The 19,097-nt window shown below is 68.3% G+C and carries 19 protein-coding genes; 9 read left to right on the top strand and 10 right to left on the bottom strand.

The features are described 5' to 3' along the window. Positions 1 to 3 precede the first annotated feature (3 nt). Positions 4 to 888 carry a glycerophosphodiester phosphodiesterase gene (locus HBE63_RS24330; RefSeq protein WP_166907034.1) on the top strand — a complete coding sequence of 295 codons (885 nt, stop codon included), beginning with the start codon at positions 4 to 6 and terminating at the stop codon, positions 886 to 888. Between the two features lie 3 nt (positions 889 to 891). Here the strand turns inward: HBE63_RS24330 and HBE63_RS24325 are convergent, their stop codons facing one another. The 4 genes from HBE63_RS24325 to HBE63_RS24310 all read right to left on the bottom strand — a co-directional run bounded on the left by HBE63_RS24325 (position 892) and on the right by HBE63_RS24310 (position 4,448). Next, a complete protein-coding gene (locus HBE63_RS24325; protein WP_166907033.1) occupies positions 892 to 1,440 on the bottom strand; it encodes a ferritin in 549 nt (182 codons plus the stop codon). Between the two features lie 138 nt (positions 1,441 to 1,578). Next, entirely contained in the window at positions 1,579 to 2,817 is a 1,239-nt protein-coding gene (locus HBE63_RS24320) for an LCP family protein (RefSeq protein WP_243858264.1), read from the bottom strand. Positions 2,818 to 2,842: 25 nt separating this feature from the next. Further along, on the bottom strand, positions 2,843 to 3,607 hold the full coding sequence (locus HBE63_RS24315) for a CPBP family intramembrane glutamic endopeptidase (RefSeq protein WP_166907032.1): 765 nt from the start codon (positions 3,605 to 3,607) through the stop codon (positions 2,843 to 2,845). Between the two features lie 46 nt (positions 3,608 to 3,653). After that, positions 3,654 to 4,448: a DUF2470 domain-containing protein gene (locus HBE63_RS24310; RefSeq protein ID WP_166907031.1), complete on the bottom strand. Its 795-nt coding sequence runs from the start codon at positions 4,446 to 4,448 to the stop codon at positions 3,654 to 3,656. Positions 4,449 to 4,596: 148 nt separating this feature from the next. On the opposite strand from HBE63_RS24310, the gene pheA reads away from it, so the two are divergent. Further along, complete coding sequence (gene pheA / locus HBE63_RS24305) at positions 4,597 to 5,541, top strand: prephenate dehydratase (protein ID WP_166907030.1); 945 nt, start codon at positions 4,597 to 4,599, stop codon at positions 5,539 to 5,541. Continuing rightward, entirely contained in the window at positions 5,538 to 6,227 is a 690-nt protein-coding gene (locus tag HBE63_RS24300) for a histidine phosphatase family protein (protein ID WP_166907029.1), read from the top strand. The genes pheA and HBE63_RS24300 overlap by 4 nt, the downstream gene beginning before the upstream one ends. Here HBE63_RS24300 and HBE63_RS24295 read toward each other — a convergent pair whose 3' ends face one another. The 3 genes from HBE63_RS24295 to HBE63_RS24285 all read right to left on the bottom strand — a co-directional run bounded on the left by HBE63_RS24295 (position 6,228) and on the right by HBE63_RS24285 (position 8,295). Then, complete coding sequence (locus tag HBE63_RS24295) at positions 6,228 to 6,428, bottom strand: hypothetical protein (RefSeq protein ID WP_166907028.1); 201 nt, start codon at positions 6,426 to 6,428, stop codon at positions 6,228 to 6,230. 77 nt (positions 6,429 to 6,505) lie between these two features. Beyond that, positions 6,506 to 6,856 (bottom strand): metallopeptidase family protein, encoded by a 351-nt coding sequence (locus tag HBE63_RS24290; RefSeq protein ID WP_166907027.1) that lies wholly within the window; start codon positions 6,854 to 6,856, stop codon positions 6,506 to 6,508. Between the two features lie 2 nt (positions 6,857 to 6,858). After that, complete coding sequence (locus HBE63_RS24285; RefSeq protein ID WP_166907026.1) at positions 6,859 to 8,295, bottom strand: septum formation family protein; 1,437 nt, start codon at positions 8,293 to 8,295, stop codon at positions 6,859 to 6,861. Between the two features lie 167 nt (positions 8,296 to 8,462). On the opposite strand from HBE63_RS24285, the gene serS reads away from it, so the two are divergent. Together serS and HBE63_RS24275 are read left to right on the top strand one after the other, a co-directional pair. Next, positions 8,463 to 9,722 carry a serine--tRNA ligase gene (serS, locus tag HBE63_RS24280; RefSeq protein WP_166907025.1) on the top strand — a complete coding sequence of 420 codons (1,260 nt, stop codon included), beginning with the start codon at positions 8,463 to 8,465 and terminating at the stop codon, positions 9,720 to 9,722. Positions 9,723 to 9,746: 24 nt separating this feature from the next. After that, positions 9,747 to 13,094: a BTAD domain-containing putative transcriptional regulator gene (locus HBE63_RS24275; RefSeq protein WP_166907024.1), complete on the top strand. Its 3,348-nt coding sequence runs from the start codon at positions 9,747 to 9,749 to the stop codon at positions 13,092 to 13,094. Positions 13,095 to 13,101: 7 nt separating this feature from the next. Here the strand turns inward: HBE63_RS24275 and HBE63_RS24270 are convergent, their stop codons facing one another. Continuing rightward, positions 13,102 to 13,800: a hemerythrin domain-containing protein gene (locus tag HBE63_RS24270; RefSeq protein ID WP_166907023.1), complete on the bottom strand. Its 699-nt coding sequence runs from the start codon at positions 13,798 to 13,800 to the stop codon at positions 13,102 to 13,104. A gap of 120 nt (positions 13,801 to 13,920) precedes the next feature. Between HBE63_RS24270 and HBE63_RS24265 the strand changes: the two genes are divergently transcribed. Next, on the top strand, positions 13,921 to 14,736 hold the full coding sequence (locus HBE63_RS24265) for a DUF5718 family protein (protein ID WP_166907022.1): 816 nt from the start codon (positions 13,921 to 13,923) through the stop codon (positions 14,734 to 14,736). Here HBE63_RS24265 and HBE63_RS24260 read toward each other — a convergent pair. Together HBE63_RS24260 and HBE63_RS24255 are read right to left on the bottom strand one after the other, a co-directional pair. After that, a complete protein-coding gene (locus HBE63_RS24260; protein ID WP_166907021.1) occupies positions 14,733 to 15,068 on the bottom strand; it encodes a hypothetical protein in 336 nt (111 codons plus the stop codon). The two genes, HBE63_RS24265 and HBE63_RS24260, sit on opposite strands and share 4 nt — an antisense overlap. After that, complete coding sequence (locus HBE63_RS24255) at positions 15,065 to 16,621, bottom strand: Rieske 2Fe-2S domain-containing protein (protein ID WP_166907020.1); 1,557 nt, start codon at positions 16,619 to 16,621, stop codon at positions 15,065 to 15,067. The genes HBE63_RS24260 and HBE63_RS24255 overlap by 4 nt, the downstream gene beginning before the upstream one ends. A 90-nt stretch (positions 16,622 to 16,711) precedes the next feature. Here HBE63_RS24255 and HBE63_RS24250 point away from each other — a divergent pair, with 90 nt between their 5' ends. Genes HBE63_RS24250 through HBE63_RS24240 form a run of 3 tightly spaced genes read left to right on the top strand, consistent with a single transcriptional unit; the run spans position 16,712 to position 19,093 of the window. Further along, a complete protein-coding gene (locus HBE63_RS24250; RefSeq protein ID WP_166907019.1) occupies positions 16,712 to 17,503 on the top strand; it encodes a 1-acyl-sn-glycerol-3-phosphate acyltransferase in 792 nt (263 codons plus the stop codon). A gap of 7 nt (positions 17,504 to 17,510) precedes the next feature. After that, on the top strand, positions 17,511 to 18,269 hold the full coding sequence (locus tag HBE63_RS24245) for a 1-acyl-sn-glycerol-3-phosphate acyltransferase (RefSeq protein ID WP_166907018.1): 759 nt from the start codon (positions 17,511 to 17,513) through the stop codon (positions 18,267 to 18,269). Next, on the top strand, positions 18,269 to 19,093 hold the full coding sequence (locus tag HBE63_RS24240; RefSeq protein WP_166907017.1) for an HAD family hydrolase: 825 nt from the start codon (positions 18,269 to 18,271) through the stop codon (positions 19,091 to 19,093). The genes HBE63_RS24245 and HBE63_RS24240 overlap by 1 nt, the downstream gene beginning before the upstream one ends. Positions 19,094 to 19,097 lie beyond the last annotated feature (4 nt).

The raw sequence follows: 19,097 nt of genomic DNA, 5'->3' as shown, positions 1-19,097 counted from the left end.
GATATGGAAACGGGCGACGACGGAGCCGCTGCGCAGGCGACACCGGGGCCTGGGCATCCGTTCGTGGTCGCCCACCGGGGAGCATCCGCCGAGAAGCCCGAACATACGCTTGCCGCTTACGACCTGGCGCTGCGTGAAGGTGCCGACGGTGTGGAATGCGATGTGCGGCTGACCCGCGACGGACACCTGGTGTGCGTGCACGATCGCCGAGTGGACCGCACCTCCACGGGCACCGGTCTGGTCAGTGAGATGACGCTGGCCGAGTTACGCAGGCTGGATTACGGGTCGTGGCACGCCGGTGGACGCTCCGACGACGGTGACGACGTCGACGAAACCGACGAAGACGTCGAGGGGGCCCTGGGCGATACCGGGCTGCTGACCCTCGACGACCTCGTGTCGCTGGTGCTGGACTGGAAGCGGCCGGTCAAGTTGTTCATCGAGACCAAACACCCGGTGCGCTACGGCGCGCTGGTGGAGAACAAGGTGCTGGCCTTGCTGCACCGGTACGGAATCGCCGCCCCGGCCTCGGCCGATCTGTCCCGCGCGGTGGTGATGTCCTTCTCGGCGGCTGCCGTGTGGCGAATTCGCCGGGCCGCTCCGATGCTGCCCACGGTGCTGCTCGGTGAGACGTCGCGGTATCTGGGCGGCGGTGCCGCCACGACGGTCGGGGCCACCGCGGTCGGTCCGTCCATTGCGACCCTGCGTGAGCATCCCGAGCTGGTGGACCGGGCCGCCGCCCAGGGCCGGGCACTGTACTGCTGGACCGTCGACCATTACGAAGACGTTCAGTTCTGCCGCGACATCGGTGTGGGATGGGTGGCGACGAATCACCCCGGCCGCACCAAGAGTTGGCTGCAGAACGGCCTGACCGGTGCGGGCCGGGACTGAAAGCTAAAGGTTGCCGCCCGCGGCCTTCGGGGCTGCCGCGTCGGCACCGGTGCCACCGGCGAGTTCCCGGGCGACGAAGTCCTCGATGTGGAACAGGTTGGAACCGGCGCGGTCGGCGATGCGCACCAGCGTCGCCATCGACGCGACCTCTTCGATCTGCTCCTTGAGGAACCACTGCATGAACTGCTCGCCGAGGTAGTCGCCCTCCTCGCGGGCGACGCTGGCGAGCCGGCTGATCTGTTCGGTGACGGTGCGCTCCTGGCTCAGCGCCAGCGCGAGCGCATCACGAGGAGCGTCGAAGCGGTTGCACACCGCGTCGACTCCCGGGATCTCGGCGTCGATATCCCGATCGAGCAGGTATTGGACCAGCATCATGGCGTGGTTGCGCTCTTCGACCGCCTGCGCATAGAAGTGCCTGGCGAGTTGCGGTAGATCGGCACCGTCGAAATAAACTGCAATTGCGATGTATTGCTGTGACGCGGTGAACTCGCTGCGAACCTGGTCCTGAACAAGTGCATGGAATTTGGTGTCGTGTTCACCGCTCGTCGTCATGACGGCGAGGATATAGCAGGTCAGAAGGTATTGTCATCGAAGGTTGACCTCATTGAGGCCAGCTTTACCTTAGTTGCGTTGGGCGCATTACATCTGCCATCCGGAATTCGCTATTGCCGTATTTAGCTTTGCCTAAGCTCAAGGTTGCGGCTTTTCGATGACGTCGTCTGGAACGGCTGTGTCGTTGGCCAGCGCGGTGAACAACCGGCCTGCGGCGTCGCTGTCCCACACCACCACCGCACCCGAATCGCTTCCGGTGAACTCGCCGATCGGCACCGACGTGGTCACCATGTCGCCGTGCATCGCCCAGGCCAGCCGGCCCAGATCCCAGACGCGGGCGTCCTGGTCGACGGCCACCGAGTTGGTGGCCGCGCGGGCCATCGGCTGCCACCGCAGGGGGTTGATCAGCACCTCCGGGCTGGTGGCCCGGTGCAGCAGTGCGGACATGAACGCCCGCTGGTGCGTCATCCGGTCCAGATCGGCGCGCGGCGTGGCGCGGCTGCGGACGTAGCCGAGCGCATTGCGGCCGTTGAACTCCTGGCACCCCGCCGGAAGGTCGATTCCGGCCAGCGGGTCGCTGATCGGCTCGGCGGGGCACATCGTCACCCCGCCCACCGCGTCGACGAGCGCGGCGAAACCGTCGAAACCGATCTCGGCGTAATGGTCGAGGCGCAGTCCGGTCGCCTGCTCGACGGTCTGCGCCAGCAGCGGCGCCCCGCCCAGTGAGAATGCGGCGTTGACCTTGTCCTCGCCGTAGCCCGGGATCGGCAGGTAGGAATCCCGGGGAATCGAGACCATGGTGGCCGGTGTGCCCGAGCCGATCCCGGGAACGTGCACCAACAGGATGGTGTCGGTGCGGCCGTTGCCGATGTCCCCGCCGGTGGCCAGCTCGGCCTGCTGCTCGGGGCTGAGGTTCTGGCGACTGTCCGATCCGACCAGCAGCCAGGTGGTGCCGTGCGCCGCCCCGGGCCGCTCGGGATAGTCGGCCAGCGCCGGAATGCGGTGCAGCGACGAGTCGATCCACACGCCGCCGCCGATCAGCGCGAGGACGCCGACGACCAGCACCGCCAACACCAGACGCCCCCAGCGGCGTCGTCGGCGCGGCTTGCGCACCGGCGCGGGCGCGGGCGGACGGACCGCGGCGGGCCGGGGCGCGGACGACCCCCGGGGTGGACGCGGTGGCGGTGGCGGTGGCGCAGATCTGGGCGGGGGCTGCCTCGGTGGTTGTCGCGGCGGCGTGGGCGGATTCGGCGGCCAGGGCGGGCGGTGGTTCGGGTCACGCCGGATCACCTGGGACGGCTCGTTGCCACGGCGGCGCGGTTCCGGGCGCCGCGAGCGCGGGTCGGGCGGTCCGCCTGAAACCGGAAAGTCGTCCACAGCAGAAATGTACGTGCCGGGCGCGTTATCGCAGCCAACTCAGATGATCGGCCACCAGCGCGTAGCCGACGAACGCCACCGCGTCGATCAGGGTGTGGGCGATGATCAGCGGCCACAGCCGCCCGGTGCGCTGCCACGCGTAGCCGAACACCAGGCCCATCACGATGTTGCCGAGACCCGCACTGTAGCCCTGGTAGAGGTGATAGGCGCCGCGCAGCAGGCTGGAGATCACCAGGGCCCGCCCGGGACTGACGTCGAGTTGACGCAGCCGGGTCAGCAGGAACCCCACCACGATGATCTCTTCGGCCCAGCCGTTGGCGAACGCCACGCCGAGCAGCATCGGGATGCTCCACCAGGTGTCGTACAGCTCGGCGGGTTCCACATCGGCACTCAGGCCCAGCACCCGGGCCAGCACGTAGAACCCCAACCCCGGCAGACCGATGAGCAGGGCCAGGCCGAGCCCACCCAAACCGTCGGTGAGCCACTGCGGACGGGACAGCCCGATCGCGGACGGTCCGAAACCGCTGCGCCACAACAGGTACAGGGCCAGTGCGCCCCAGGCCAGCAGTTGCAGGACGACGGCCAGGTGCAGGCCGAGGTCGATCAGGTCGAACGGGGAGCGCTTCGGGTTGAGCGCGACGGTCTGCCCCGACAGGCCGAGCAGCACCGCTTCGATGAGCCGTAGGCCCGCGGTGTAGGCGCTGAGCCCGAAGGTCACCGCGAGCACGACGGCGATCTCGATCTTGAGCGTGCGGCGCTGCGGCTCGAGTTGCTCGTGGGGCCCGGTCACCGAAGCTACGGTAGCGGCGCCCGGTCGGCGTAGCCGATCGTGCGGGTCAGATCTTGCGCGCGCGCAGGCCGTTGAGGAAGGGGCAGCCCATCAGTATGCGGATGGCCTGGCTCAGGCCGGTGACGTCGTCGACCGGGTTCGGGAACGGCAACCGTACGTCGTGGTCGCCGTGTTCGTTCTCCACGCGCAGCTGCACGCCGTAGCGGTCCAGGCCCAGCGGGCGCACCCGCCCCTGGCGCAGCGTCATGGGCAATCGGGTGGCCAGGCGTTCCACCACGTCGCGGTGCGAGGACTCCATGTGCTGCAGCCATCCGGATTCCATCGCGCAGAACGGGTCGGGGCGGGCCTGCAGTAGCGCCCCGAGGCCGACCGCCTCGGCGCCGGTGGCGTCGGCCACCACGACGGACTCGATCTCCAGGCGCACCAGGGTGTGGTTGTCGTCATCCTGGTGGGCATTCGGCTGAGCGCTGGAATTCACCTGCAGCAGAGCCGGATTCGGGTTCTCGGCGGCGATCAGGTCGAGCAGCGCCGGAACCTCGTCGCTCGGCACGTGCTGCAGGCGGCCCCGGATCCACACCAGGGAGCGCACCGGTTCGCGTAGCGGGAGCGGGGCGTAGTCGGTCATCTCCAGCACCGCCTGTACCCCGGCCGAACCGGCGGACATCGCCATGCCGGCCAACGGGCCGGCCTCAGGGACGGTGATCGCGAACGACCCGTCGTCGAGCAGGTGATGAACGGGTGAGGCGACGGGTTCGATGCCCTCGACCGCGACCATGGCGCCGCCGCCCCGTGCGCATGCGCTGCGGATCCGCTCGGCTGTCGTCGGTGTCGCAATGGCCATCTCGCCGCCTTCGAAACTAGGTGAGGTGATTAGGTGAGGTAAGCCTAACTTAACTGGGTGGTCCCTGGTGGGCAAGACCTCCGGTGAAACACCGGCCCCGCCGTCGTCAACCGATGGCGCACAAACGCCGACCCGATAGGGTTGGGATGTGCCGCGCATCGCCTACCTCGGGCCCGAGGGAACCTTTACCGAAGTGGCGTTACTGCAGATGGTGGCCCATGAGTTGGTCCCCGGACTGTCGTCGGCATCCGGCGACGGCACGGCTCGGTTCACCCCGGTTCTGACCGACAGCACCCCGGGTGCGTTGGCCGCGGTGCGTGACGGACGGGCCGATTACGCGTGCGTGCCGATCGAGAACTCGATCGAGGGGTCGGTGCTGCCGACGCTGGACAGCCTGGCGGTCGGGAAGCCACTGCAGATCTATGCCGAGCTGATTCTCGACGTCGCTTTCACCATCGTGACCCGGCCCGGGCACACCGGGCCCGTGCGGACCGTCGCCGCCTTCCCGGTGGCGCTGGCGCAGGTGCGTCAGTGGCTGGCCGCCAACCTGCCCGACGCGGACATCGTCCCGGCCACTTCCAATGCCGCTGCCGCCCACGAGGTGGCCGAGGGCCGGGCCGACGCCGGGGTGAGCACGCGACTGGCCGCCGAGCGCTGCGGCCTGGACGTCCTGGCCGCCGACGTGGTCGACGAGGCCAACGCCCGCACCCGCTTCGTCCTGGCCGGTCCGCCCGGCGCGCCGCCGGAAGCCACCGGCGCCGATCGCACCTCGGTGGTCCTGCGGCTGGACAACACCCCGGGCGCCCTGGTCACGGCGATGACCGAATTCTCGATTCGCGACATCGACCTCACCCGGATCGAATCCCGGCCCACCCGAACCGAGCTGGGCACCTACATGTTTTTCCTGGACTGCGTCGGACACATCGACAACGATTCGGTGGCCGAGGCACTCAAAGCGCTGCATCGACGTTGTACCGATGTGCGATATCTGGGTTCCTGGCCGACCGGAGCGCGAGCGGGTGCACCACCGCCACGCCTGGATGAGGCCTCACGGTGGTTGGCGGGCTTGCGCGCGGGAACGGACGACTCATGAGCGGCCGGCTGATCCTCGTCCGGCACGGACAGTCCCACGGCAACGTCGCCCGGCGTCTGGACACCCTGCCTCCGGGTGCCGAGCTGACCGACCTCGGCCACGACCAGGCCCGGAGGTTCGCCGGGACGCTTCACCAGCGTCCGTCGATCCTGGCGCACTCGGTGGCCCGGCGCGCGGCGCAGACCGCCGCCGGCATCGGTGTCGAAACCGGCCTTGTCCCATTCGAATTCGAAGGGATCCACGAAGTCCAGGTCGGTGAACTCGAGGACCGTAGCGACGATGACGCCGTCGCCGAGTTCAACCGGATCTACGAGCGCTGGCACCGGGGCGAACTGGACGTGCCGATGCCCGGCGGCGAAAGCGCCGAGGCGGTACTGGCCCGGTATGTGCCCGTACTCACCGAGCTGCGGCTCCGCTACCTCGACGACCACGACTTCGACAGCGACATCGTGCTGGTGAGCCATGGCGCGGCGATCCGGCTGGTTGGCGCCGTGCTGGCCGGCGTCGACGGCAGCTTCGCCCTCGACCATCACCTGGCCAACACCGAATCGTTGGTGCTGGCACCGATCACCGACGGGCGCTGGAGTTGCGTGCAGTGGGCGTCGGTGACACCGCCGTTCTACCCGGAGCCCGGCGCCACACCGGTCACGGACGCGGTGCAGTCCGAAACCGACCCGATGGGTTGACTAACCGGTCAGCCGGATCGAGAGCGCACCCTCGTGCGCACACGGGCAGCCCACCGCCTCGCAGTCGAGGCTGAAGGTATGTGCTGCTTCCGGGGCGGTGCAGGAGTCGTCGGTGCACTCCGCGCGGTACCGCACGTGGTGGATCACGGTGCCGTGGCAATGCTCCAGACCGGCTGCGCACTCCCGGCACTGGATGGTCATAGCCCGTTGATAGCACTGCAGACCGACAAAACCCGGTTGCCGCGCCTAGCCCGGCCTTCTGTCTTCGCGCAAGCGGCTCATCCCCAACCCAATTCGTGCAGCCGCTCATCATCAATCCCGAAATGGTGCGCGATCTCGTGGATCACCGTGATCGCCACCTCGTCGACCACGTCGGCCTCGCTGTCACAGAATTCCAGCAGGGCCTCGCGGTAGATCGTGATGGTGTCGGGCAAGGAGCCGGCGTACCAGGAATCCCGCTCGGTCAGCGCGACTCCCCGGTACAGGCCCAGGATCTCGGGCTCGTCGGGATCACGGTCCTCCACCAGGACCACGACGTTGTCGATCGCGGCCGCCAACCTCGGCGGGATCAGGTCGAGCGCATCGGACACCAACTCGTCGAACCGCTGCGAGCTCATCCGCACCGGCACGGCTACGGAGCCGGCGGTACGGGGACAGGCTCACCCGGAGGCGGGCCGGCGGGTGCGGCCGCGCCATCAGGAACCGGAGCCGGTGCCGGGCCCTGCTCAGGTGCGGTGGCCGGGGCCTGCTCAGGCGGCGGCGGGTTGAAGGTGTTGGCCTGCGTCGGAGCCGGCGCCGCGGTGGTCGAGGCCTGCGGCATGTGCTGACCGCTCGACGACGAACCCGACGAACCCGAGCCCGAGGAACCCGAGCCCGAGGAACTCGACGAACCGGAGGAGCCCGATCCGGACGAACCGGATCCCGACGACGAGGACGAACCCGACGACGAGGACGACGAAGATGACGATGTCTCGTCCACATCGGGCATCGGGATGGGCGGCATGTTGAGCCGCTCCTCCGGGATGTCAGGCGGCGCCACCGGGGGCTGTCCGTTGATCATCAGCGGACCCTTGGCGCTGTTGACCAGTGTCGACCAGCCGCCGTTGCCCAACGTCGCGCCGATGCTGCACGACACCTGGTGGCTACCGGCCGACCAGCTGGGCAGTGAGATCGTGCTGTAGCTCAGCGCCAGCGTGGTGGTGCGCAGCTGGACTGGGGCCAGGTAGGCGTCGGTCTGCTCAGTGCAGGCGTCCTTGATGAAGTTGTCCTGATCGCCCTCCGGCGGCAGCCCGCCCGGGAACTTCTCGGCGAGGTTGACCGCGCCGGTGACCTCCATGGCGTGCGGTGCCGCGCAATCGACCGGGACGTCGGTGGGCTGGTTGGTGGCGGCGTCGATACCGAGGCAGGTGCCTGCGGCCCAGACCTTCGATTGGTCGACATCGGCCACCTTGCCTGCCGACTCCAACTGGCCGTCGCCGGGGCCGAGGAGTTGCAGCCCGCACAGCATGCGGCGCTCGCCGGACTGCTTCCAGGCCTTCTCACCCGACCACAGCAGGCCGATGGTGTATTTGCCGTTCGGGTCGTACTTGGGACCCAGGTAGCCACGGACCGACGGGGTGCACTGCTCCTGACTGATCTGCTTGATCCGGTCCACCGACGGCGGCGGCGCGCCCGGCCCGTACTCGCTGCCGGGGAAGGTGCGCATGTCGACGGCCTGGGCGACCTCGAAGCGATGGTTGTCCTTGCAGTCCACGATGTGTGCGGCGTCGGGGTTGCGCCCGGGCCAGTTCAGGCAATCGCCACGCTTGACGTGATTGAAGGTGTCATTGCCGCGGGGCCCGAGGGCGATCGCGCCCGGCGCGGAACTCGCCCCCTCGCTCCGGGGCAACGCGGTGATCAGGCCGGCGATGAGCAGTGCGCCAAGCGCGGTCAACAGCAGCGCACGTCGCGTCGACGCGGCCGCCAGACTCTGCCACCACCGTTCCCTCGCGGGTTGTTCGTCCTGAAGAGGTTCGGCGAGCAGGGCCCCGTGCTCGGGGTGCTCGGGGTGCTCGGGTGCTTCCAACATTGCCCTCCATTGTGACAGGCGTGTCAGCCCCTGTGGCAAGTGATGCAGTTGTAATGTTGCGGGGTTGTGCCCGGTGGCTGTGGGAATTCGGTCGCCATCGCTTCGCCACACTTAGATCGAACACCTCAGATGTACGTCGCCGCACTTCAAAAAGTAGGGTTGCGCCCGTGATCGACCTCAAGCTGCTGCGCGAGAACCCCGACTCCGTCCGTGCGTCGCAACGGGCCCGCGGGGAGGACCCGGCGCGTGTCGACGCCCTGCTGCAGGCCGATACGGCGCGGCGGGCCGCGATCTCGACGGCCGACAACCTGCGTGCCGACCAGAAGGCCGCCAGCAAGCTCGTGGGCAAGGCGACACCCGAGGAACGTCCGACACTGCTGCAGCAGGCCAAGGACCTCGCCGAACAGGTCAAGGCCGCCGAGGTGGCTCAGACCGAGGCCGAGACCGCCTTCACCGCTGCCCACGCGGCGATCGGCAACGTGATCATCGACGGTGTGCCGGCCGGCGGCGAGGACGACTTCGTGCTGCTCGACACCGTCGGTGAGCCGCGGGCGATCGAGAACCCCAAGGACCACCTCGAGCTGGGCGAGGCGCTCGGGCTGATCGACATGGAGCGTGGCGCCAAGGTGTCGGGTTCGCGGTTCTACTTTCTCACCGGTGCCGGCGCCCTGCTGCAGCTGGGCCTGCTGCAGTTGGCCACGCAGGTGGCCGTACAGAACGGGTTCACGCTGATGATCCCGCCGGTGCTGGTGCGCCCAGAAATCATGGCGGGCACCGGATTCCTCGGCTCACACGCCGACGAGATCTACCGGTTGGAGGCCGACGACCTGTACCTGGTCGGTACCTCGGAGGTGCCACTGGCGGGCTACCACTCCGACGAGATCCTGGACCTGTCCGCAGGCCCGAAGCGGTACGCCGGCTGGTCGTCGTGCTTCCGGCGCGAGGCGGGCAGCTACGGCAAGGACACCCGCGGCATCATCCGGGTGCACCAGTTCGACAAGGTCGAGGGCTTCATCTACTGCAAGCCTGAAGATGCTGTCGCCGAGCACCAGAAGCTGCTGGGCTGGCAGCGGCAGATGCTGGCGGCCATCGATGTGCCCTACCGGGTGATCGACGTCGCCGCAGGCGATCTCGGCTCCTCGGCCGCGCGCAAGTACGACTGCGAGGCGTGGGTGCCCACCCAGCAGACCTACCGGGAACTCACCTCAACCTCGAACTGCACGACGTTCCAGGCGAGGCGATTGGCCACGCGCTACCGCGACGAGAACGGCAAGCCGCAGATCGCGGCCACGCTCAACGGCACGCTGGCCACCACCCGCTGGCTGGTGGCCATCCTGGAGAACCATCAGCAACCCGATGGCAGCGTGAGGGTCCCCGACGCGCTGGTGCCGTTCGTCGGCACCGCCGTCCTGGAGCCCGGTAAGTAACGCACCGCGGCCCGGCACAGGGAAATGACTGCGGACGCCCCGGTGCGGGTGAGCGTGCTCGGGCCCGTACAAGCCTGGGTCGGCGACGATCCGGTGGATCTGGGCGCGCGCCTGCAGCGGGCGCTGCTGGCTCGTCTGGTGGCCGCACACGGACACACGGTGTCCGTCGACCGGCTCATCGACGATCTGTGGGAAGGCGAGCCGCCGCCCAAGGCGTTGTCGGCCCTGCAGGTCTACGTCTCGCATCTGCGGCGGGCGCTGGAGCCGGAGCGGCAGCGTCGGGCCCCGGCGCGCATCTTGGTCAGCGCCGCGCCCGGATATTGTCTGCGACTGCCGGTGGATGCCGTCGACTCCTGGCGGTTTGAAGCGAAAGTCACTGCGGCGTATGAGGAATCGGATCCGCAGCAACGCGTGTGCCTGCTCGACGAGGCGTTGGCCGCCTGGTCGGGAGATCCGTTCGCCGGGGCAGGCGACGTGCTGTGGGCGGCTCCGGAGGTCGCCCGGCTGACCGAGCTCCGGCTGGCCGCGGTGGAAGCACAGGCCGCTGCGCAGGTGGAGCTGGGCCGGTACAGCACCGCCATCGTCGCGCTGGAACGACATGTTGGTGAGCGTCCGGGCCGGGAAGGCGCCGCCGCCGTGCTGGCGACGGCGCTGTATCAGGCCGGACGCCAGACCGACGCGCTGGAGGTATTGAGGCGTACCCGGGACCATCTCGTCGATGAGCTCGGTTTGGAGCCGGGCCGGGCGCTGCGCGACCTCGAGCGCGACATCCTTCGTCAGGCCGACCATCTGGAGCCGTCCCGACAGGTGCAGCCGGTGATACCGGAGGTGGCGTCGCCCGACGGTGCTGAATTGGCCGCGCGCGGCCGGGTGGAGGCGGCGGCCCACGGCCGGACCGAGGAGTTCGCCGAAATCGCCGCTGCCGCACGCGCTGTCGCCGCCGGCGGCAGCGCGGTGCTGTGGATCGGGGGGGAAGCGGGCTCCGGCAAGACCACCCTGGCGGCCGCGGCGACAGCCCGTTTGCGGGCTGCGGGCTGGCGCACCGTGCTCGGTCGTTGTCCGGAGGTTCACGGCGCGCCGGCGGGGTGGGCGTGGACCGAGATACTGCGCGAGTTGCTGGACGCCGGAGCTCAGGTGGAGGACGGCAGGCAGGCGCTGGCTCCGCTGCTGCACGACGTCGCCGCGGTCGAGCCGGGCACATTCTGGTTGGGGCATGCGGTGGCCGACGTACTGAGCGCGGTCGCCGGCCGTCAACCGCTGGCCGTCGTCCTCGACGACCTGCACCGCACCGACGGCCTGACGTTGGAGCTCCTGCGGCTGGTGGCCGACCGGATCAAGGATCTGCCGGTGTTGGTCATCGGTACCTATCGCCCGTCGGAGGACCGCGGCGAACTCGAGGTGGCCCGGGCGGCACTGACTGTGCACACCGCCGCGCATCTGATACTCGACGGTCTCGACGCCGCGGCCACGGCGGCGCTGGCGGCCGACCACGGACTGACCGCCGCCAGCGGCGAGGCGCTGCGGCTGCTGCGTGAGCGGACCGGCGGCAACCCGTTGTTCGTCCGCGAGCTGGCCCGGCTGATGGTCGCCGAGGGGCCGGACGCGGTGTGGGCATCCGTGCCGGTTGGAGTTCGAGATGTGTTGCGTCGCAGGGTGGCCCGGTTACCTGGCCCGACAGTCACCGCGTTGCGTCAAGCCGCCGTGCTGGGGCGCGACATCGACGTCGACCTGCTCGCCGAACTGGGGCGCAACGACCCCGAGGACCTGCTCGACGCGCTGGAGCCGGCCGTCCTGCTCGGTCTGCTCGACGAGCCGGCGCCAGGCCGATTGAGGTTCGCCCATTCGCTGGTTCGCGACACCCTCTACGAGGACACCTCGAAGCTGCGGCGGTCGCGGTTGCACGGTGCCGCGTTGGAACTGCTGCGGGCACCCGGCCGATCGGTCGACCCGGCCGCCCTCGCCCACCACGCTGTAGCGTCGGCGACAGCTGAAACTGCTTTGGCCGCTACGGATTTTGCGACGGCAGCGGCCCGCGAGGCGGACTCGGTGGGTGCTCACGCCGAAGCCGCCAGACAGTGGCGTACCGCCGTGCAGATGCTGGAGTTGGCAGCCACACGCCGGTTGCGGCCCAGTGCCCAGAGTCTGGAACACGAGATCGACGCCCGGTGCGGTCTGATCTCCGCACTGGCCCAGTCCGGCGACGCCGTCGCCGCGCGCATCGAGTTGAAGGCTGCGCTGCAGTTGCTGACCGGGACGTCGCGCGACGATCTGATGGTGCGCGTGCTCACCGCGTGGGACACCCCGCTGGTGTGGCGGGACCGGGAGTACGACGAATCCGATGCGCAGATGATCGGCCTGCTGCGCCAGGTGCTGGACAGCGGGCCGACGAAAGTCACTGCGGCCGAACGGATCAGGCTGCTCAAGGCGCTCTACGTTGAGTTGGAGGGCACCGATCCCGACGGCGCACTGGCCGCCAGCACGGAGCTGCTCGAGTTGGCCCGACGCGCCTACGCCGAGGATCCGGCGTCGTCGGGTCGGTTGCTCTGTACGGCGCTCAATGTCCGGGCCTACTGCGCACTCGGACCGGACCTCGACGCCGAACGCGACGCGACCGCCGCCGAACTACTGCAGACCGCAGAGGCCACCGAGCAGGCCGACTACCAAGCGGTGGCGCACTGGATGCTGTCGCTGGCGGCCGGTCACCGGTCCGATCTGGCAACCGCGAAACGGCACGTCGACATTGCGGTGGCCCGGGCCGGTACCGGACAGCTCGTCCACCTTCTCGGGGTGCTGGGACTGTTCCAGGCCCGGATGTATCTGCTGGCCGCGCGATTGGACGAGGCGGTCAGCGCCTACACCGATCTGGCGGCGCGCATGGTCGAGAACGGTGCCGCCAACGGGGCCAAGCTGGCGATGGTGGGCCGGGTGACGGGCGAGTTCTGCCTCGGAGACCTCGGCGTCCTGGCCGACGAGTTGGTGTTCTTCTACCGAGAGGTGTCGGTTGCCGCGCTGGACGCCGCGGTGCTCGCGCTGATCGCGCGGGGCCGCGAGAGTGAGGCTCGCGAGCTGTGGCGGGACCGCCAACCGATCGAGCGGGCGTACTTCTGGCTGCCGTTCACCGTGCTGCGCGTCAACGCGGCCGTGGCGCTCGGGGATGCCGACGAGGCCGAGGCCCGGGCGGCCGACCTCGGCCCGTATTCCGGGCGTATCGCCGGACTCGGGGTCGACGGGCTGATGGTGGGCCCGGTCGACGAGGCGCTGGCCGCCGCCGCCGATGCGCTGGGCCGGCCCGATCAGGCGCGCGGCTACCGGAAGGCCGCCTCGACGCTGCGGGACCGGCTGGCCGCCGAAGCGCAGCGCTTCATCGACTGACGCCGGCTTATCGGGCGACGCCGAAGACCGCCCGCTCCAGGCGCCGGTACCGCAACCCCACGACGGCGAGGATCATCCGTAGCTCGATGCCCACCTGCTGGGCCAGTTGTGTGCGCTCGTCGTCGGTCATCACGGCGAGCGACCGCGGACCCTCGAACCACAACCATCCGCTTCTGCGGGCGGCTTTCTCCACCGTCGCCCAGTCCGCCACCGAGACGTGTTCGGTGATCAGCGGGAACACCTCCATCTCCTCGTCATTGATGTGCTCGGTCAGCAGGGCTGCCAGTTCGGCCAGCTCGATGGCCATGAGGCCGGCGATCTGGCGGTCACCCATCGACAGCCGGAACGCCGCGGCGCGGGCCCGCAGCTGTTCCAACCGTGGGTCCAGTGCAGCGTGGTCCTCGGTCAGCTCGCTCAGATCCACATGGTCGCCGACACTGGCCAGGATCACCGGCCACAGCACCGCGTCCTCGGTGGTGTGGTGATGGTGGGTGGAATCACACAGCAACTCGACGTATCGGGAGATCGCCCGGGCACGGCCGGGTGTGCAGATGACATCCCGGTCGCGCACCGACCCAGCCAGGTCGCTCAGGCGCAGCAGGTCGGTCAGCATCGCGCGGTGAGCCAACGTGATACCCAGCAGGTCCGGCGCGGGATCGCCCGCACGACGAGGTGAGACGCTGGCGGTTGGGGTGGTTGTCGGCACGGGACACTCCTCGGGTTCGGCCGATCCGGCGCGGATCGGCACTCGCGGAGCACAGCCTGGTACCGGCGACTTAAGCGCGACTTGTTACCGGCTTGTCGCGGCCACAGTAGGGTTGCAGCCATGATCGATATCGACCTTGCCGAATTGCGCAACTGGTTCGGCTTCGGCGTGGCCGGTAACTTCGCGGGGCACCTCGAACAGGCCGGAGAGGCTGGGGATTTCGTCAAGGTGGTGACCGAAGGGTATGCGCCCAAAGGCATCTTCCCGTGGTACGCCCCCGGCCGGGACGACTTCCTGGGTGAGTTCCCGCTGTCCAGCGATGCCATCGTGCTGCCGGAGGCCGGCGAGGTTGACGGCCCGCTCAACCTTCAGATCGAGCCCGAGGTCGGCGTGGCCTGCCGCGTGGTGTGGAACGGCGACACCGTGGTGCGGCTCGAGCCGTTCGCCCTCGGCGCCTTCAACGACTGCTCGATCCGCCGGCCGGGCGCACCCAAGATCAGCTACAAGAAGAACTGGGGCCCGGCCTCCAAAGGCGTTGCACCGCAGTTCTTCGAGATCAGTGACCTCACTCCGGACGGTCCGACCGCCACCATGCGGCTGGTCTGCTACCTGAGCGAGGAGGGCGGCCAGCAGCACGCCTACGGGGTGGATTCACCCCTGGTGGGCTACTCGTACTACGGCGAGGTGCTCCTGGACTGGATCGTCGAACGGCTGGCCAACCAGAAGGGTTCGGCCGATACGCCGTTGGAGGATGTCGGCGCGTTGATGGTGGCCAGCGGTCATCCCGAGAACGTGTTGATCGGCATTGGTGCCACCCGTTACACCCCGCTGGGCGAGTCCACCTTCCTCAAGCCGGGGGATGAGGCCATCGTTCGCGTGTACGACAGTGCCTCCAGTGCGGCTTCCGAACTACGGCAGGTGGTCTCGGCGCGCTAGCAGCCGAGCAATTCCTCCAGGCGGGCGACGAACTCGTCCGGGCGGGCCGGGGTGAATGCCGGCTTCGGGTAAGTGCCCGGCACGTCGAGGGTGATCAGCGTCGACCGCAGCGGACGGTGCACGTCCAGGGGGAGCCAGCGGCGCAGGTCAGTGCTGCCCCACAATCGGAAACGCTGCATCCACAACCCCAACGGGGTGGCCTCGTATCCGGTGATCGACCGCAGCGGGATCACCTTCGAGGTTCCCGACGGGAAGTGGTAGCGCCGCAAGGTGATCGCCTCGCGATCCAGCTGGATCAGGCCGTCGTCGTAGTACTGGCGTGGGGCGGTCATGACTTGCTGCACCGCAACTCGTGGCCCTTGGTGGTAAGGCACTTGCCGTTCTCCAGGTTCCACTGCCAGCCGTGCAGGTTGCAGGTGAGGGTGTTGCCTTCTACCACACCGAATTTCGACAGGTCGGCCTTCAGGTGCGGGCAGCGGCGCTGGATCTGGAAGCCGTCGAGGATGATCGATGAGGTGTCGTCGTGGGCTTCGGCGAACCAGCCGTCGGCGTAGGCGATGCGCTCATCGGTGAGGCATTTGAAGAACGTGTACAGGTATTCGTTGTAGCCGCCCACACGCCAGGCTTTGAACCGGGTGGACAGGAAAATGGTGTTGACCCAGTCCGGTTCGTTGTCGCGTAGCACGGTGCGCACCAACTCGGGTGGGATCGCGAAGCCGTAGCGGAACTTCTCGTCGGCGATGGGTTCGCGGACAAGACGTTTCGGGAAGTCCAGGACCACGGTCTCGCTGTGGTCGGGGCCGGACAGCCGCAACTCCACCGGATAGCCGATGCCGTCGCAGATCTGATCGGTCTGGCTCATGATCGGCTCGAACAGCGCCCGCAGCCCGGGCAGCAGGGGTTCGCCCGCCGCCGGCGCCCACGAGGCCTTCTCCGCAGCCAGCACCGGGGCCATGCGTTGCGCGAAATCCTCGATGTAGGCGGCCTTGCCGGTAGTGAAGATCGTCTCGGGGTCATCGACCGGGTGGGTCAGTGAAGCGAGTTGGGACCCGGTGAAATCGGCGGTGCTACCAGGGACCATCAGCAGCCCGCCCTCGTGGCCGTGGCGACGCATCTGGTCGAGGAACACCACCTGGTCGGGGAAGATGTTCGCCGGATCTTCGTGGTCGTCGTTGAGATCGCGCAGTTCGGGATCCAGGAAGCACGGCGGCCCGGCCGAGGGGATCACCCAGGTCGCCCCGACCTGTGCGATGTACTGGCGGCACCGGTCCATCTGGCGCTGCCGCTTCTGGATGCCGAAGGCCTCTTTGGCGCGGGCGGGCATGTCGTAGACCATCGGGTACCAGATGGCCCCGGAGTACTGCAGCATGTGCACATCGACCTGCCCGAAGTCGGCTTCAAGGACCTCGAGATCTACGGGGCGGGCGTCGTTCATGTTGAAGGCGACGGTCTCGCCGTCGTCGACCACGAGTCCCGAATCGCCGATCGGACCGTCTGCGGGTGCGCGCAGCGCGATGATCATCAGGTCGAGGTCGCCCTTGGGGCCGCTGACGGTGTGTTTGACCGAATCGGTGGTCTCGAAAAACCGGTGAAAGCCCAGAGCGGCCAGTTCGCGTTGCAGGTCGGGCACCGGGAAGTCGGGCAGCAGCACCACGGCGTCCTTGTTGACGTGGCGGCGCAGGTTCTCCGGGTCGAAGTGGTCCCTGTGCAGGTGTGAGACGTAGAGGTAGTCGACCTGGCCCAGGGTGTTCCAGTCGAGTCCGCTGTTGTCGGGGAACGGGAACCAGGAGGCGAAGTACGCGGGGTTGACCCAGGGGTCGCACAAAATGCTGCCAGCCTTGGTCTCGATCAGGAAGCCGGCATGCCCGACGCTGGTGACCTGCACAAACGGCCTTTCGATGGAGTGCTTTGATGCCCGCCCAGCCTAGCCCGAGTTGGGTGACGGGCCGATACGGGCTGGGATTAGGCTGGCTACGTGGAACCGGTGTACGGGACTGTCATACAACTCGCTCGGCTGACCTGGCGTATGCAGGGGCTGAAGTTCAACGTGACCGGGGTGGAGAACATCCCGGTCACCGGTGGTGCGGTGGTGGCCATAAACCACACCAGCTACTTCGACTTCACCTTCGCCGGCTTGCCTGCCTACCTGCAGAAGCGGGGCCGCAAGGTGCGGTTCATGGCAAAGAAGGAAGTCTTCGACAACAAGATCACCGGACCGATCATGCGCAGCCTGCGTCACATCGAGGTGGATCGTGACAGTGGGGCCGCCTCGTTCGAGTCGGCGGTCGGCAACCTCAAAGCCGGTGAACTGGTCGGGGTATACCCGGAGGCGACGATCAGCCGCAGCTTCGAGATCAAGGACTTCAAGTCCGGCGCGGCGCGAATGGCGATCGAGGCCGGGGTGCCGATCGTGCCGCACATCGTGTGGGGTGCACAGCGCATCTGGACCAAGGGCCACCCGAAGACGCTGTACCGGCCCAAGGTGCCGATCTCGATCGCGGTGGGCGAGCCGATCCAGCCGACGCTGCCCGCAGCCGAACTCACCGCGCTACTGCACTCCCGGATGCAACATCTGCTGGCCCAGGTGCAGGATGACTACGGGCCATATCCGCCCGGTGAGTTCTGGGTGCCGCACCGGCTGGGCGGCTCGGCGCCGACGCTGGCCGAGGCCAACCGGATGGATGCCGATGAGGCTGCCGCGAAGGCGGCCAAGCGTGCGCTGGACGGACCTGGCGGACCAACTGGGCCCACCGGGGTCTCGGGGTAAGTCGCGTATGGAGCCGGTTTTCCGAAGTCTGGAGATTGCCGCCGGGCTCGTGGTCAGGGCCACCGGAACCCGGATCACCTTCCGCGGGTTGGACAATCTGCCCGCCACGGGTGGCGCCGTCATCGCCATCAACCACACCGGCTACGTCGACTTCCTGCCTGCCGCGCTGGCCGCCACCGAACGTGGTCGCCGGATGCGCTTCATGATCAAGGCGGAGATGGCGCAGGTGAAGGCGGTGAACTTCCTGATCAAGCACACCGGGACGATCCCGGTGGACCGCAGGGCGGGAGCCGGCGCCTATGCCGCGGCGGTGGACTCGCTGCGTCGCGGCGAGCTCGTCGGGGTGTACCCGGAGGCCACGATCAGTCGCAGCTTCGAGCTCAAGGATTTCAAGACCGGCGCGGCGCGGATGGCGATGGAGGCCGGTGTCCCGATCATTCCGGTGATCGTCTGGGGTGCCCACCGCATCTGGACCAAGGATCATCCGAAGTCGCTGGGGCACAAGAAAATTCCGATCGCCGTGGGAGTTGGCGAGCCGATCGTGGCGACAGGTTCGGTCGCCCAGATCGATGACACCCTGCGGGCCGCGATGTCGTCACTCCTGGACCAGGCTCAGCACGACTACCCCGAACCGGCCGGGGCGTACTGGGTTCCGAACCGGCTCGGTGGAAGTGCGCCGACGCCTGCCGAAGCCAAGTTGCTCGATGAGGCGGAACTGGCCGAACGCGCGCGCATGCGGGCGAGTGAAGCGACGGGAAACAATTGATGAGTATCGAGCGGGCGCCGGGGCTGATCGCCACCGACGTGGACGGAACACTGCTCGACGAGGATGAGAAGGTCACGCCGCGCACCCGGGCGGCAGTCCACGCCGCGGTCGAGGCGGGGGCGACGTTCGTCCTGGCCACCGGACGGCCGCCGCGTTGGATCGCGCCGGTGGTCGACGGTCTCGGGCTGGCTCCGATGGCGGTGTGCGCCAACGGCGCCGTGATCTACGACCCGGCGACCGACCGCATCGTGGCGGCACACACGCTCTCGACCGACGTGCTCGGTGAGCTCGCCGAGATCGCCACACGGGTGATTCCGGGCGCGGGGCTGGCCGTGGAACGGGTGGGGCGTTCGGCGCACGATGCGGCGACCCCGCAATTCGTCAGTTCCCCGGGATACGAGCACGCCTGGCTCAACCCGGACAACACCGAGGTGTCGTTGGAGGATCTGCTCAGCGCCCCTGCGGTCAAGCTGCTCATCCGCAAGGCGGGCGCACGCAGTGCCGACATGGCTGTTGAACTTCTCAAACACATTGGGTTACAAGGTGATATCACCTATTCGACCAACAACGGGCTGATCGAGGTGGTGCCGCTGGGCATCAGCAAGGCCACCGGTGTCGCGGAGTTGGCCGCCCCGCTGGGACTCACCGCGGCCGACACCGTCACTTTCGGCGACATGCCCAACGATGTACCGATGCTGAGTTGGGCCGGGCGCGGAGTGGCGATGGGCAATGCCCACCCCGAGGCGGTGGACGCGGCCGACGAGATCACCGTGACCAACGCCGAGGACGGTGTGGCCCGGGTGCTCGAACGCTGGTGGGCCTGACCGA

It is taken from the genome of Mycobacterium sp. DL440, assembly GCF_011745145.1.
GTDB lineage: Bacteria > Actinomycetota > Actinomycetes > Mycobacteriales > Mycobacteriaceae > Mycobacterium.
The sequence above is the reverse complement of the archived record's forward strand: the minus strand, read 5'-3'. Positions and strand labels throughout refer to the sequence as shown.